At 45.2% G+C, this 15772-nt stretch carries 12 protein-coding genes; 3 read left to right on the forward strand and 9 right to left on the reverse strand.

Annotation, left to right across the window (positions count from 1 at the left end; all coding sequences use genetic code 11):
• Nucleotides 1-97: 97 nt before the first annotated feature.
• The 3 genes from SDE_RS16915 to SDE_RS21550 form a co-directional block, all read right to left on the reverse strand.
• Entirely contained in the window at nt 98-946 is an 849-nt protein-coding gene (locus SDE_RS16915; RefSeq protein WP_226986443.1) for an efflux RND transporter periplasmic adaptor subunit, read from the reverse strand.
• Nucleotides 947-1062: 116 nt separating this feature from the next.
• Nucleotides 1063-3198, reverse strand: coding sequence for a biotin/lipoyl-binding protein (locus tag SDE_RS16920; RefSeq protein ID WP_011469708.1), 2136 nt, complete (start codon nt 3196-3198; stop codon nt 1063-1065).
• 3 nt (nt 3199-3201) lie between these two features.
• Entirely contained in the window at nt 3202-4938 is a 1737-nt protein-coding gene (locus tag SDE_RS21550; protein ID WP_011469709.1) for an efflux RND transporter periplasmic adaptor subunit, read from the reverse strand.
• Between the two features lie 780 nt (nt 4939-5718).
• Here SDE_RS21550 and SDE_RS21555 point away from each other — a divergent pair.
• The 3 genes from SDE_RS21555 (at nt 5719) to SDE_RS16940 (ending at nt 12378) form a co-directional block, all read left to right on the forward strand.
• On the forward strand, nt 5719-7611 hold the full coding sequence (locus SDE_RS21555; RefSeq protein WP_011469710.1) for a cellulase family glycosylhydrolase: 1893 nt from the start codon (nt 5719-5721) through the stop codon (nt 7609-7611).
• Nucleotides 7612-8068: 457 nt separating this feature from the next.
• A complete protein-coding gene (locus tag SDE_RS16935) occupies nt 8069-10027 on the forward strand; it encodes a carbohydrate-binding domain-containing protein (protein WP_011469711.1) in 1959 nt (652 codons plus the stop codon).
• A 434-nt stretch (nt 10028-10461) separates the two neighbouring features.
• The gene (locus tag SDE_RS16940; protein ID WP_011469712.1) at nt 10462-12378 is read left to right on the forward strand and encodes a cellulase family glycosylhydrolase; all 1917 of its coding nucleotides are present in this window, start codon (nt 10462-10464) and stop codon (nt 12376-12378) included.
• A gap of 733 nt (nt 12379-13111) precedes the next feature.
• Here the strand turns inward: SDE_RS16940 and SDE_RS22900 are convergent.
• The 6 genes from SDE_RS22900 to SDE_RS16970 form a co-directional block, all read right to left on the reverse strand.
• Nucleotides 13112-13273, reverse strand: coding sequence for a hypothetical protein (locus SDE_RS22900; protein ID WP_158303891.1), 162 nt, complete (start codon nt 13271-13273; stop codon nt 13112-13114).
• Nucleotides 13274-13333: 60 nt separating this feature from the next.
• Entirely contained in the window at nt 13334-13642 is a 309-nt protein-coding gene (locus SDE_RS16950; RefSeq protein WP_041324828.1) for a hypothetical protein, read from the reverse strand.
• A 41-nt stretch (nt 13643-13683) separates the two neighbouring features.
• Nucleotides 13684-14025 carry a hypothetical protein gene (locus SDE_RS16955; protein ID WP_011469713.1) on the reverse strand — a complete coding sequence of 114 codons (342 nt, stop codon included), beginning with the start codon at nt 14023-14025 and terminating at the stop codon, nt 13684-13686.
• Nucleotides 14026-14241: 216 nt separating this feature from the next.
• Nucleotides 14242-14544: a hypothetical protein gene (locus SDE_RS16960; RefSeq protein ID WP_011469714.1), complete on the reverse strand. Its 303-nt coding sequence runs from the start codon at nt 14542-14544 to the stop codon at nt 14242-14244.
• An 87-nt stretch (nt 14545-14631) separates the two neighbouring features.
• Nucleotides 14632-15012 (reverse strand): hypothetical protein, encoded by a 381-nt coding sequence (locus SDE_RS16965; protein WP_011469715.1) that lies wholly within the window; start codon nt 15010-15012, stop codon nt 14632-14634.
• A gap of 377 nt (nt 15013-15389) precedes the next feature.
• A complete protein-coding gene (locus SDE_RS16970) occupies nt 15390-15737 on the reverse strand; it encodes a hypothetical protein (RefSeq protein WP_011469716.1) in 348 nt (115 codons plus the stop codon).
• Between the last annotated feature and the right edge of the window lie 35 nt (nt 15738-15772).

The following is a 15772-nucleotide window of genomic DNA, read 5'->3' on the forward strand; positions in this document are numbered from 1 at the left end:
TTAAGCTTGGCTCTAATCAGACCGATTGCGATTAAAAAAAAACTCCTTATAACTATTTAGTTTAGTAGAAACTGATTTACCAGCACGATATAAGCCACTAATTCGGCCGCACAGTAGGAAACTCAATAGTACAGCGCAAACCGCTCGGCAATGCTTGGTCTGGATTAGGGAATGACAAACGAATACCAAAGGTATTGCTTGGGCCATCTATAACCTTATCGACCAGAATCACCTCTGCTTTATATTTTCCACCCGCTCTTTCTAGCTCTGGGGTAAGTTCGGCCTGCATGCCTTCCTTAATTTTGCCGTACATACTGGCAGGCGCGTAGGCCTCCACACGTAATGGGTCGAGCTGTGCCAAGCGCATAATTGGCTCGTTATCTACGTGTTCACCCACTTCTTTATACCTATCGACCACCACACCACTTATTGGGCTGGTAATGGTGTAACGGCTTAAATTCGCTCTGGCGCGCTTGTGTTCCATTTGCGCTTGCTCGCGCCTATCTTTAGCTTGCTCGAGTTTTTGTAGTGCAATTGCGTGTTCAGTTTTTGCTTTATCTAGCTCGGCAAACGACGCGGCTTTTTTACCGTATAGGTCTTTAACCCTTACTAGTGCTCGCTCTGCGAAATCCAAGGCTAGCTGCTGCGCCGCAATATCGCTTTCTACTTCGGCCTGCACACGGCGCAAATCAACTGTGGCGGACTCCAAGCCAGATTCCAGCCTAGCAACTATGTCGCCCGCTACGACCTCATCGTTTTTCTCTACAATAATTTCGCTTACAACACCTTCAACCGCACTGGAAACGTCTACCTGCACATAGGGTTCTATACGACAATTAAGCGTTAAACCCTCCGCCCATACTTGCGCAGTGCCAGCAAATAACGCCCCTGCAACGCCATAGTATGCGAAGAACTTAATATGTGAATTTCTAAATCGCTTGTTCAATATTGCCAGCCTATTACTACCGCCAAAGGATGCTTTACGCGCCAAAAACCCTATTACACAACATGCTCGCGCCTTGAGCAACTCCCTTTTAGGGCTAAATTTACCCGCCCGTTAAATTAGTATAGCAACGTACTGATAAATAACTGCCTTAAACGACGGTAAACTTGTTCAGCAATTGGTTCTGGCGAGTGGGTAAACAGCACATGCGCTCGCTCGCCATAATAATCTGCTTGTTCGTACCGAGGTAACGCCACATCCAACAGAAATATTCTGTTTTGCGATTGCTCTTCTTTACCTTGCTCACTGCTTAGTTGAAGTCGCCCCCCACCCGCAACGCTTAACGCCAAACTCGGCAAGGTGTAAGTCCCCCCGGGTACTTCGCGTTCTATTTCGCCGCGATGAGTTTGTGCAAGGCGATGCGCAAGGCGCACCTCAACGGCTTGTGTATCTTTGCGTACTAAGCCAATTTCGTGCTGGGTAAGGGCTACGCGAATATTTACAGGTTCTGCGCGCACTACGTAGCCGGCAATATCTCCCTGCTGAAAATAACTACCTGGCAGGTAGTAAGGAACAGAAAAATTAATTGTACCGCTGGCGGGGCTAACAACGTTTAGGGCGGCCACCTTTTGCTGTAAAAATGCAATTTCATCTTCTACTGCGCGAATGTCTTCACTTAATAGCCCTGCTTGCGCTCTATCTGCCGACCATACCTCTTCGAAGCGCGCGCGGTACTCGCGTAAAACCGCCTGCTGAACTTTTAGCGAAGCTTCTAACTGCGCATTTTTTAATAAAATTATTGGCTGGCCTTTTTGTACTACATCGCCATCGTTCACAAGCACTTGCGCCACTTCGCCTGCAACCTGCAAGCGCACTTGGCTATCGTTCGGCAGCCACACCACGCCCTCGGCTTTGGTAGAAAGCGGCATAGGCACAACAAATAATGCAACTATTATGGTTAAGCTTACCGCAACACTAAAAGCCACCGCGCGTTTGCGGTGTGCGGTAATACTTTTATCCACTATCAAATAGCGAATGTATTTACTTAACGGCCACAAGGCTTGAAAAAACAGCAGCCAGAGCGTGAGAAACACACTAAGCTCTAGCGAAAACTTGGCCACAATGTAAATAATGGTGGCAAAAATAAATATACGATAAAAAAATGCACCAACCGCGTAAGCCGTAAAACCAACGCCGCCTATAAAAGTAGATGCAGGCGAGTACAAGCCTTTAACGCCATAACCAAACCGCTTGGCTAAATACTTAAATTGCTCGGTAGCACGCGCGGCGAGATTGGGCACCTCTATGGCATCACACAACAAATGGTAGCCATCAAACTTAAGCAATGGGTTACCGTTAAAAATTAAGGTAGACACACTGCCCAGCACCATTAAATTAAATAGAATATTGCGCACTATGCCGTCTTCTATTATTAGCCAAATCAAAAACGCCAACGCAGCTACAAATAATTCAACAGCCATACCGGCGGCGCTTACCATTAATCGTTGGTATTTTTTGCTAAAACCGGTCGACGCGGTGGCATCCACATAGGGCAGCGGCGTACCTAAAATAAACACTACCCCGCACTCTGTTACTGCCCCACCCCACGCTTTGGTAAATAGCGCATGCCCCAACTCGTGAATAACTTTTAATAGCGGGTAGGTTAACCACAGTAAAAACATATTAGCCGGTGAAAACATTCCACCAAAATCACCAGAGGTAAGCGCAGACCACTGGGCACCTATCTGCAATACAGCCAAACCCACTACAAGCAACCAAATTACACCCGTTAATGGGTGGCAAAGCATTTTGCCTACAACGCTTATTTTATTAAGAAATGCATCGGGGTTGCCGAGCGAAATTTTCCACGACATAGGGTTTAGCAGCAACCGCTTCCAGCGCTGCTGTTTTTTATTTTTTTGGCGAGAGAATATTTCTTGGGTACTGGGCGGAAAGTCGCAAATAAGTAGATCGGCTACGTAAAGGTACTGCAAAAGGGCAATTAGATCTTCTTCATCGGGCAGGTATTCTTCTGGCACATCCAGCGCCACTGTATTGGCTTGCTCCAATATTTGCGCTACCGTGCGATGGCCATCCATTAAACCTATTAAGTGGTAAGCAACAATACTAAGGCGATGAAAAGTACCGTTACTTTTATCTTCTAGCACATACCAGTTTTCGCCACGGTAACTACGGGGTTGAAAAGCAATATGACGTTGCAGTGCGGGGCGAAGGTGCTGAATAGAATCCCACATGGATTACCACCAAAACCTAACGCGAAACCAATCAACGGCATTGTGAAACCAAATCCACCCGCGTTTAAATTCGCCCACGGCAATTTTGCCGTTACCGGTCATACCAGGTCTAAGAGTGGCTGGTGCCGCGAGCAACTGCGCCTCTACCCTAAAATAATTTCGCCCTTCCCGCACTTCGTTAAGGGGGGTAATTTTTAACACATCAAATTCAAATACTTCACCCGGCAAGCTGGTTAATACTACGTGGCCGCGCTGTTGTTTTTTTATGTAAGCAATATCGCGCTCATCTATATACAACAACACGCGGTATTGCTGGTTGGCGACTATTTCAAAAAGTCGCTCACCCTGTGATACTGGCGCACCCACCGACTGACTAACATCTTCCGATACCACTACACCTTCTATGGGTGAACGCAAAAGTGTGCGCTTTAATTGCTGCTCAATTAATTCTAGTTGAATAGTGGCTTGATCAACCAAGGCGCTGGCAATGGTCGCTTGCGCACGCTCAGAATTGGCCAGCGCATTGTTGTAGGTGTGGCGGTGCTGTTGTAATTCGCTAATTAATTTTCGACGCTGTAAGCGCAGGTCGTCGTCATCTAATTGCGCCAGCACATCGTCTACAAGTACTTGATCGCCGGGCCGAACATTCACTTTGGCTAAATAGCCGTCTTGGCTAGCTACAACCAAATGCTTCTGCGTACCCTGTAACACAGCTTCACCCGTTACGCGGTATTGCCCGGGGAGCAACATAACAACCACAAACATAAGTGCGCTAACGACAAGTGTTTTTGCCAGCCAGCTCCCCGGCCCAATCCACTTCGCTAACCTGCCGCGTGCGCGCTCGGCTAATTGTTTAGACACACCTTTTGCTGCGGCAATTTTAAAATCGATTGCTTGCGCTATAAGCGGGGCAATTGCCATAAGCGATGCAACAGGCCCTTCCCCTAGAGCTTGGCTAGCACTGTGCTCTATCAACATTACCGCAACGACGCGTTCGCCATTTTTTAGCAGTACAGAACGCAATGCTCGCTGGGAGTTGCTTTGTATAAGCCTATAATGTGCAGGACACGCCGAAGCAGCCTGTTCTAATTCACTCGTTGTATCTATAAATATATTTTGATTCGCCGCCACGCACTCTTCCATGGCAGCCGCAATACCCAGCATCACAGGCGTTCGACGGTCGAAATGGGCAGAAAAAGAGACAGCTTGTAGCGCAACCCCCTGTTGGGAGACCAAGCCTAGGCACACACGTTCGGCGGCTACAAAACTGGCCACATAGTTAACCAACGAAATAGCGGCTTCTGCTAATGAAGGCTCGTCGGCTACTTTATTTAAAATAGCAATTACAGGTTCTAGATTAGGTACATCTTGCTTGTACAACGTGTACTGCAGCCAAGTTTCACCCCACTTAAGCAGCTTTATGGCCGCGGTAACAGCGGTTGCATCCCTGTGGCTCATGCGCACTACAACCACGCCCCAAAACACTTTGTTTATTTCTAGCGGGTGCCCAAGCAAAATAGTGCCGTCGGTGTCGCGCAGCATTTGCATAGCCTGCTTTGCAAATACGCGCTTGGTTACATCGGCCATTGGCTCGGCCAGAGTCAGTTCCTGCGGCCATTTAGCCACCATTAAGGGTTTACCAGCGCTATCTGCTTGCACCAATACCCCTTGCGCCACGCCATTTATCATCTGGCACTGTAAGCGCAACCATAATTTACTGGCAGTATTTGGGGCGGGCATAAAGACTCGTTAGTTATATAGCGATTATTTAACGTTAATTATAGAAGGCTTTTACGCTGCAACCAGCTTAGATGAACTTTGCGCCACGCGCTAGCGGCTTTAAACCAGCTAGCGCCCCCTTGGGCCGTTATATACGCGTTAAAAGAACAAAGAAAATGCTTTACGCTACACGCGATAAATCGAGCTTAAACTTAGCAATAACTTGATGCGGTTCACATCTAGCCGCACTAGATTGCACTGCATATCAATACTCATAAAAACCATTTTATTTTCGTGTTAACACTCATTACTGCATACATAGATTTCCTTTATGTATGACGATTACGCAACCATATTCACTCACACCTAACAAGCGCGTTTTACAGCAAATTCATTTCACCTTTTGTTGATGTATATGGTTTATATTGGTGCTTCTCTCGGTGCGTTTAAGCGCCCACTGGTATTAAAAATAATAACTACCATTACCGTTTTCGTATTTTCAAACAATTTTTAGCTACAAAAGCGCTGCCAAAAATCACATTTACAAACTTAAGCGTTTCTTCTTTATATGTAGCTCTACATTAAAGCGATAAGTTGATTTTAGATATAAATTGATTTACCAATACCCAAATCAGTACCCAAATGGATTTCTCGGATTTGAATGACGCGCAGCCATAACTCGCGTCGTTCAAAAACCTCAACCAAAGCTAGGTTGAGAAAAGTAAGACGCACTGCATTCATCGGAGGAAACGCTAGTCAACGAGACTGCAGTGTACAAAGACAATAATAGAGATCTTAATTATGAAATCAGCAACCACAAATCAATCGAGGGCACGCAGTAGCGCCTTTAAAAATATGTTGGCGGCATCGCTCGCAGGTTTAGGGCTACTATCAGCTTCTGCATTTGCCGATGTAGCCCCGCTAACCGTAGACGGCAATAAAATTCTTAGCGGTGGCCAGCAAGCCAGTTTTGCCGGTAATAGCTTATTTTGGTCTAACAATGGCTGGGGCGGTGAGAAGTATTACACGGCCGGTACCGTTGAATGGCTAAAGCAAGACTGGGGCAGTAATTTAGTTCGCGCCGCAATGGGTGTCGATGAAAACGGCGGCTACTTAGAAGACCCAGCAGGAAACAAAGCGAAAGTAACAACCGTTGTAGATGCAGCCATCGCTAACGATATGTATGTAATTATCGATTGGCACAGCCACCACGCCGAAGACTACCAAAACCAAGCCATTAGCTTTTTCCAAGATATGGCTCGCACCTACGGTAACAACAACAACGTTATATACGAAATTTATAACGAGCCATTACAGGTTTCTTGGAGCGGCACCATCAAGCCTTACGCAGAAGCGGTAATTGGCGCAATTCGCGCAATCGACCCAGATAACCTTATTATTGTGGGCACGCCTACTTGGTCGCAGGATGTAGACGTAGCCTCGCGCGACCCCATCACGCAGTACAGCAACATTGCCTACACTATTCACTTTTATGCGGGCACCCACAAACAATCCCTACGCGATAAAGCACAAACCGCATTAAATAATGGTATTGCTTTGTTTGCTACCGAATGGGGTACAGTAAATGCCAACGGTGACGGCGGTGTAGACGCAGCCGAAACTGATCGTTGGATGCAGTTTTTTAAAGCGAATCATATAAGCCATGCCAACTGGGCCTTAAACGATAAAGCCGAAGGCTCTTCTGCATTAAAGCCTGGCTCTAACGCAAACGGCGGCTGGAGCAATTCCGACTTAACCGCCTCTGGTACCTATGTTAAAAACTTAATTAAAACATGGAACGACGGCTCACCGAGCAGCAGCTCATCTAGCAGCACCAGTTCTTCTTCAAGCAGCTCCTCGTCTAGTAGCTCATCATCTAGCAGCTCTTCATCTAGTAGTTCTGGCGGTACCAATTTACCCGCGCGCATTGAAGCAGAAAACTACGATAGCGCACCGGTAGAAACCACTGCAGGTAATAGCGGCTCACCCACCAATTGTTCGTATAAAGGTATGGGCGTAGATGTAGAAAACTCTACTGAAGGTGCTTGTAATATTGGCTGGACTGCGGCAGGCGAAAAAGTAACTTACAACATTGGCAATGCCGATGGCACTTACGATATTGCATTGCGCGTAGCCTCTATGGATGCGGGCAAACGTATCTCTGTGCATGTAAACAACAGCCTAGCAGATACCGTAACCACACAAGGTGGCGGCTGGCAGGCATGGACTACCGAAACCATTTCTAACGTGTATATCCCATCAAACTCGGTAATTACCGTTGAGTTTTACGATAGTGGCTCTAACCTAAACTTTTTAAACATTACCGAAAGCTCGGGTACCGAACCACCTGTAGAACCACCCGTTGAGCCGCCAGTAGAACCACCCGTAGACAACGGTAACTTCCCATGTAACGACGGTAACTCTACGCTTGCCAACAACGGCGCCTCCATTAACCTTAACCAAGGAGCGTGTGTTAAATACAATCACGGCTGGGGCGATATTCGTTTAGGCACCTGGAGCGGCAACGGTACCATTCGATACGACGTACTAGACTGCAATAACAACGTAATGAGTGATATTGCACAAAAACTTAATGACTTTACTGCTGTAGACACCGCAACAATGAACTGCGCACACTACATTTATGTAAAACAAGCCCCTAGCAGCTACACCCTGCAATTTGGTAGCTGGTAGTTTAAACGCTAACTACTAGCTATGAATCACTAGTCACTAATGACTAGCTTGTATCCCCCCTCACCATTGTGATGGGGGGAGTTCAATCTTATAAATCTCTAGCCTTTAATCTCTAGCTCACTAGCAACTAATTTTTGGCCCTACCACCATACCAATAATCAAAAGCTATTACTCGCCCCACTCTCAATTTCGACTAGATCTCAATTTTTCAATTCTCTGAAAATAATTTTCGGCGCCAGCTCGGCCAATCAAAATAACTACAAAACACCTCGAAACCCGCACCACATCTATATTTCACCGCATTTACCAGCTCTAGGCTTATTTCACTAGCCACCACACAAACTGTCAACTTATTCCATTTCGGCCTTGTGGTAGGGTTGCCTTACCAATTCTTGTAGGGTATGTTTTACGGGCAATCCCTAACCACTCAAATAATAAATAACAATTGGACACCCACATGCGAAACCTATCAACCAAGCGTTTACTGCCATTAGCAGCGCTCGCAAGTGCAATTTCTTTCCATACGCACGCTGCAGACTTACACGTATATAGCGGCGAAGATTTACAAGCAGCCATTCAAGCTGCACGAGCCGGCGACGAAATTATCCTCCACCCAGGCGGTTACGAAAGTGTGGCCACATCCACCCTTAGCGGCTTTTCCGATGCGCATTACTACGGCGCCGCAGACGGTACCGCAAGCCAACCCATTATTTTGCGCAGCCAGTCGGCCTCGAACAAACAAGTACTAACCGGTGCAACCCCAGATAAAAAAATTGGTTTATACATCACCGGCGATTACTGGATTATCAAAGATATTGTTGTAACAAACTCTAAGCGCGGCATTGTGTTAGATAACTCTAACCACTCCATTATTGATAACGTGGTTGTACACAACATAGGGCAAGAAGGTATTCACCTGCGCGATAACAGCTCGTACAACATTGTTAAAAACTCTTGGGTTTACAACACAGGCGTTACCAGCGCGGGCACGGGCGAAGGCTTTTACGTTGGCTCGCACCCTGGCAGCGATAACGGCAAAGGCTATGTGTACGGCGCGGCATGTAATTACAACGTAATCGGCGGCAACACCATTGGGCCAAACGTACGTGCAGAGCATATAGACATAAAAGAAGGCACCAAAGGCACCATATTCGAATACAACATTATGGATGGAACGGGTATTTCTGGTGCAAACTCGGCAGACAGCTTTGTAGACATTAAAGGCCAAGACGCGGTTATTCGTGGCAACAAAGCCTACAGAAACGGCGAAGCAAAAGTTAAAAACGCATTCGAAACTCACAGCGATGCCGACAACAACACGTTTATTGCAAACGAAGTGGACCTAGACGGTAGCAGCGATTACTTACTGTTTGCTTCAGAAGGCGTAAACCACGTTTCTAGCGATAACATACGTTTAGATGGTCGCAGCGATCGTATTGCCGGCCATTGGTCCGCTGCAAGTGTCGATTCGAATATCCCTAGCGGTATTCCTGCACCGGGCAACTACAGCACTAGCTCCGGTTCGTCTTCCAGCTCATCGTCTAGTTCTTCTAGTTCGTCTTCAAGTTCATCCTCTAGCTCTTCAGGCTCCAGCTCTGGCGGCGTAAATTTACCCGCAAAAATTGAAGCAGAAAATTACGATAGCGCACCGGTAGAAAGCACAAGCGGCAACGCAAACAGCGGCAGCGTAACCAACTGCACCTACCGAGGCCTAAATGTAGATGTGCAAAACGCCACAGAAAGCGGCTGCAATATTGGCTGGACAACAGCCGGTGAAGAAGTCACTTACAACATTGGCAGCGCCAACGCCAACTACAATGTTGCTCTGCGAATCGCTTCCAACTATTCCGGTAAGCGCTTAGCACTATACGTTAACAATACACACGCTGGCACAGTCACAACCAGTGGCAGCGGTTGGCAGGCATGGGAAACCAAAACGCTTTCTAACGTTTATATTCCATCTAACAGTGTTTTAACGGTTAAGTTTTTAGATGGCAGCACCAACTTTAATTACTTAAACATAACAACAGGCGGCAGCTCCTCTTCTAGCTCCAGCTCTAGCTCAAGTTCATCGTCAAGCTCGTCTTCAAGCTCGTCATCTAGCTCTAGCTCCTCCGGCGGCGGCGCATGCTCAAGTTATGTAGACATTCCTTGGGATGAGCGAACAGAGGTCACACTGGGCAATGGTGTATGTGTACGCACAGCACAAAATCTTGCTGGCAAAACCTTGCAACTATGGGATAGCGATACCAATAGCTCGTGCGACTTCCGTGGCACCGTTGTATCTACAGATGGCACCGGCAGTGTTAGCGTTAGTAGTAACTACGTATCCACAACAAATTTAACTGGCACCAAGCTTAATTTTGTACCCGCCAGCGGAACCAGTTGCCAATATGTAAAAGTACGTTCGTATTAATTTATACCCGTTAAAACCAAGCATGATTGATTGTTGATTTATCCTCCTCGGGATTACGTTCACTTTGTGGTAGCTACTCGCAAAGTGAACGCTTTTTAACGAACCACATTAATTAATAAAACCAGCAATTACCGATTAAATTAAAAGTTTTAAAAATATAACAATTAGCGAAAAACAGCCCCTCGTTTTATCGCAATAAAACAACCTCTATCAAACTGTATTCCACACAAGGACACAATTCACTTTTACTTAAAAGCGGGTTAACTGTGGAACAACAACTCCCAAGAATTTAAACCCTTCGCTAACCACACACAACGAAGAGTTTAAAAATTCAACTAAATCATTGTGATTAAGTTGAAGTAAAACGCATTGCTAAGCCGGAGGAAACCTAGTCAACGGTATGCAATGGCCACCACTAATAAAAGGAAATAAAAATGACTTTCACAAGAATGAAATCATCACACCAAGGCGCGTGTCGACCAAGGTCTTCCACCCTACAGCGACTAATCGCCTCATCACTTACCACCGCATGTTTGCTAGCAGCGTCTACTTTTGCCGACGTAGCGCCGTTAACCGTAGATGGCAACCGCATTCTCAGCGGTGGCCAAGAGGCTAGCTTTGCCGGTAACAGTTTGTTTTGGAGCAACAATTATTGGGGCGGTGAGAAATACTACACAGCCGAAACTGTTAACTGGTTAAAACAAGACTGGGGCGCAACACTAGTGCGCGCGGCCATGGGTGTAGAAGATAACGGCGGCTACCTAGATGACAAAGAAGGCAACAAACAAAAGGTAAAAACCGTTGTAGATGCTGCTATTGCCAACGACATGTATGTAATTATCGATTGGCACAGCCACCACGCCGAAGACCACAAAAGTGAAGCCATTGCTTTTTTTGAGGATATGGCGCGCACCTACGGCAATAAAAAACACGTTATTTACGAAATTTATAACGAGCCTTTACAAATTTCGTGGAGCAACACAATTAAACCCTACGCCGAAGATGTAATTAGAGCTATTCGCGCGATAGACCCCGACAACTTAATTATTGTTGGTACGCCAACGTGGTCGCAAGATGTAGACGTAGCATCGCAAGACCCCATTACCGGCTACGCCAATATTGCCTACACATTGCACTTTTACGCAGGCACCCACAAACAATCTTTACGAGACAAAGCGCAAACCGCACTTAACAACGGCATAGCGCTTTTCGCAACAGAGTGGGGAACAGTAAATGCAAACGGTGATGGCGCTGTAAACACCACCGAAACAGACAAGTGGATGACGTTCTTTAAAACCAACCACATAAGCCACGCAAACTGGGCGCTAAACGACAAATCAGAAGGCGCTTCTGCATTAAACCCCGGAGCCAGCCCCAATGGCAACTGGAGCAACGCCGACTTAACCACATCGGGTAAGTACGTAAAAAACATTATCAAAAACTGGAACGACGGCACGCCGGGAGGCAGCTCTTCAAGCTCGTCCGGCGGCTCAACCAGTTCCTCCTCAAGCTCATCTAGCTCTAATTCCAGCTCTGGTGCTGGCAAAGTAAATTTACCCGCACGCATTGAAGCCGAAAACTATAACAGTGCACCGGTAGAAACAACTGCAGGCAATAGTGGCGGCAGCGTTTCACAATGTACATACAGAGGGCTAAATGTAGACGTACAAGACGCAAGCGAAGGCACTTGTAATATTGGCTGGACAGCAGCAGGCGAAAAAGTTACCTACAACATAGGCACAGCAAATAATACTTACAATATTGCACTTCGCACCGCATCGCTTGATGCAGGCAAGCGCGTATCGGTATATGTAGGCAACACCCTCGCCGACACAATAAGCACCCAAGGTGGCGGCTGGCAAAATTGGAAGACGCAAACCATCCCCAATGTATATATTCCATCAAACTCAGTTATTACCGTGGAATTCTACGATGGCCGCACCAACCTTAACTACTTAAACATTAGTGCAGCTTCGGGGTCTTCCTCTTCAAGCTCCTCATCTAGCTCGTCAACGTCTAGCTCTTCTTCGAGCTCATCTTCTAGCTCTTCAGGTGGTGGCAGTTGTAGCAGCTATATAGATATACCTTGGAATACTCGCACCGAAGTTACCCTAACAAGTGGCGCCTGCGTTCGCTTTAACCAAAACCTTTCGGGCAAAACCCTACAAGTGTGGGATAGCGATGCAAACTCATCGTGCGATTTCCGGGGCACAGTTACAACAGTAGGCGGCACTGGCAGTTTAAATGTAAGCAGCAACTATGTTTCGTCTAAGAGCCTAACAGGAACCAAACTTACATTTAATTCAGCAAGTAATAACAATTGTAAGTACGTTAAAGTTCGTGCTTATTAGTAATTCAAACGCCACTTTTAGTTAACTCGTGAACCACCCTCCTACTCGGGAGGGTGATCTTACCCCCGAAAAACTGGAGTAGTTAGAGAGGAAGACGAAGCTAAAACTGGCTGCATTATAATTTCAAAAGGTTATTAAAAATTTCGCTAGACTCAACGCACCATCACTCTGCCTTCACCTACAGCAACAACTCCTGACACCTTAATCTATCTTTAAACGATCTCCCTACAGTAATCTCTCATACAAATAACACACGAAAAACGGGCGTACTAAGGCGCATCATTACGCCGAAGATAAATATTTTCTTTAGTTTCAACTAGAGTCCCACGCCCCAAAATATCAACATAAATGCGCCTTTTTGACGGATAACCACTAAACTCGCTTTTGAATACACCAACACTATATCCCTTGGCCTCCACAATTATACTGGGCGTATTGGAAGTCCCCCCCCAGCAAGAAAGGGGTACCAAGCTTTATCCAATCGAGCGGTGAACTCACCCAGCAAATCAGTTTTTACTTTCTCTTTCCCGATCGTCCCCACTACACACTCATAAAGTAAACCTAAGGAAAGATACCAAGTAACCGTAACATCGGCACCAACAACAGGATTCCCATTTTTCGCATCAAGAATTGCACCTGATTTTGGCTCAAACCTAATCACCCAGGGATTAGGGAGAATCAACAACACAATAAATAAAACACAAGCCCCAACAATTCCCCCCCCCTAACTGTATTAGAATTCATGCAACGTCCAACGACCATCGGTAAGTTTAAACATGATTGTATATATCTCCGCCTCGCCGTTATCTGATATTTTGCGAGCAAGATAAACTGCACTTCCCTCGGCGATATAATAAGGCACCATCTCTTCTATTTGCTCGACCACTTCGATCATTTCGTCACCAAGTATTTCGTATAACTAGTGCCTGTCTTAGTTATCCCTTTCACCCATCAATCATTCATTTATTATTTCAAGATAGCCACACAAATTTTGCGAGGTTGCTTCAGAGCAAGAATTTGGCGCACCACACGACCAATAAACCTTAACGTGATTTTGCGATGCGAGTGACAAAAGCACCATGGAGACTTGCTCTTTTGTTTTTGTTTGCACCCACATACTTCCTTCGCTGCTCTTCAATTTGAAATTTACCTTATTATCTTGCCCGTCACTCCATTGATTCACACGTATAATTTTTCCTTCACAACTCAACGCATGTACTGTGCCCGCAACCATTGTAAATATAAAAACCAATAAACACTTCATTTAAATAACCTATGCAGACCTAATTGTGTTCATTTTACGTATTAGCCCTTAAGATCTATTGAGCTTAGTCTTTCTGCTTGACCAAAGGGCCCGGAGCTACAGCTTCCACCAGCAACCCATACCAACTTATCGGTCACTTTAGCTGTTAACGCTAAACTCAACATAACCTTATCGTATTCACTTGCAGGATCTAGCCATAACGTCAACCCCGCCGTTTGCCCAGTGCATGTATTTGAGTTGTCGAAACTCCCTGCGCCAACAGTAATAAAAACTTTACCGCTGTATGCAAAAACGCTTTTTACTTTTCCCTGATAGGAGCTGGAAGATGCACCAACACTAAGGAGTAACATTACTACTGTAAAAACGGGCTTTAACAAAACCATTCATCACCCCCAATCATCGATTGTAATTACTTAATACAACCAGTTAATTTAGATCACACTACTGAACCAGACAGAACACATTTATTGCCAAGCTTTTATACAATCAGAAGCGAGCAAAAACGATTTCAACATATGACGCTTTTCTATAGAGACATACTTAACACACAAATATCAACCAAATCTCTCGTTGTTTCTGGCCCCACTAAATGTTTATTACTAACCCTCACCACACTTAACAGTTTTAGAAAATACTTTATAGCTTCCAGACTGGGTTCCACCATTGTTATAGGTTCTCTCTTGCTTAACTTGCAACCCACCATCTACATAAGTAAAACCGCTTTCACCACATAACTTCGCAGCCTTTTTGTCAACTTTATCTTTTAGCTTGTCGATATTTGCGAATGAGTTACCGAATGCCTTTACTGTATATACACCTGGGGCCTCTAGTTTAGAGGTGGCAGGCAGCATTTGGGTGCAGCCACACAACATAACAACTACGAACAATACTAAATTTTTCATATCTACATCCTTTAGCTAGCACTATTATTAATTTAGGAATTAACTGGGTTTATCTCGACTGTTAACCTGCTATTGGCAGCGTAGAAATTACTCTGCAAACTTTATCAGTGCGAAGTCCCACGAACTGGACCTCAGTGTGCAGGTACCGGTATGCCACATTTCTACCTTTTTACCGGTAGTCTTAGCTATAAACGCCATTGAAACAACCGACTCAAACAGTGGATGATCCGAGCTTATGGCTATGCGGCCACTGGTAGCACCAGATTCGCAAGGCGACTTCATTTCTGGCGAATCGATATAGATATTAGCTAAGCCTACGTCGCTCGAACTATAGCTTTGATAGTTACTAGCAAAAATCATTACATCCATCACCTGCCCTTTAACCTTAACGGTATCCGCTTGCGCGGAAGCAGCTAACACTACGCAAAGCGAGCAAAACAACATTTTTCTTATAAGATAATTCACCATCTTTCCACCTGTTTGTTAGCTAGTTTTATAAACTAATCGAGTCTGGGCTACTATAAGTTTCGTTCTCTTCGGTACAGTCAGATATATTAGGCCAATAAAACGTAAGCTCATTTCCGCCAACTCTAGCTGCAAGCATTGACGAGTACGCTCGATTTAAACTGTCGGAGTTATCCCAATTGACTTTACACCAGCCATTAGTACATGTTTTATTGGTTTTAAAATATACACTACCGTTTTTATGGGTAACGAGCGATGTTACGGTTTCCGTACAATATTTCCCTGCATGAACCGAGCAACAAAAAGCTATAAATAGAGCCCCTAAAAGGTATTTTTTACACATAATCAACACTCAAACACCTCTTATTATGCCTGCCGGTTTAAAAAGTAAATGAGCCAAAGTCCCAAGAGTTATTTCTTACCGTACATGAATTCAAGTACACAATAGTCATAGGTTCACCTGTAGTTCTAGCTAGCATTGCAGCAGAAACAACTGTAGAAAATAGAGGGTGATTATGTGTAATAGCTATTCGCCCCATACCGTTACCACAGGCATTTGGAAGTCCCGCCATAAAGATGAAGAACACACCGCTTTCACTTTCAGAATAAGACGTATATGTATTGGAATGCCCAGATATACGGGTTACTTTAGCTTTATGCTCGACCAATTCTGCAGAATGCACAACACTGCCAAACAACATTAAAAACAAAAAAAACACCTGCTTCATACTCCCCCCTCTACCATACTTATATATGTATTAAA

This window comes from Saccharophagus degradans 2-40 (genome assembly GCF_000013665.1).
In the GTDB taxonomy this organism is placed as follows: domain Bacteria; phylum Pseudomonadota; class Gammaproteobacteria; order Pseudomonadales; family Cellvibrionaceae; genus Saccharophagus; species Saccharophagus degradans.

Coding starts and splice junctions, on each gene's coding strand:
- SDE_RS22900 (WP_158303891.1), bottom strand. CDS start 13,273: ATGATCGAAGTGGTCGAGCAAATAGAAGAGATGGTGCCTTATTATATC.
- SDE_RS16920 (WP_011469708.1), bottom strand. CDS start 3,198: ATGTGGGATTCTATTCAGCACCTTCGCCCCGCACTGCAACGTCATATT.
- SDE_RS21555 (WP_011469710.1), top strand. CDS start 5,719: ATGAAATCAGCAACCACAAATCAATCGAGGGCACGCAGTAGCGCCTTT.
- SDE_RS16935 (WP_011469711.1), top strand. CDS start 8,069: ATGCGAAACCTATCAACCAAGCGTTTACTGCCATTAGCAGCGCTCGCA.
- SDE_RS16940 (WP_011469712.1), top strand. CDS start 10,462: ATGACTTTCACAAGAATGAAATCATCACACCAAGGCGCGTGTCGACCA.
- SDE_RS21550 (WP_011469709.1), bottom strand. CDS start 4,938: ATGCCCGCCCCAAATACTGCCAGTAAATTATGGTTGCGCTTACAGTGC.
- SDE_RS16950 (WP_041324828.1), bottom strand. CDS start 13,642: ATGAAGTGTTTATTGGTTTTTATATTTACAATGGTTGCGGGCACAGTA.
- SDE_RS16970 (WP_011469716.1), bottom strand. CDS start 15,737: ATGAAGCAGGTGTTTTTTTTGTTTTTAATGTTGTTTGGCAGTGTTGTG.
- SDE_RS16965 (WP_011469715.1), bottom strand. CDS start 15,012: ATGGTGAATTATCTTATAAGAAAAATGTTGTTTTGCTCGCTTTGCGTA.
- SDE_RS16960 (WP_011469714.1), bottom strand. CDS start 14,544: ATGAAAAATTTAGTATTGTTCGTAGTTGTTATGTTGTGTGGCTGCACC.
- SDE_RS16955 (WP_011469713.1), bottom strand. CDS start 14,025: ATGGTTTTGTTAAAGCCCGTTTTTACAGTAGTAATGTTACTCCTTAGT.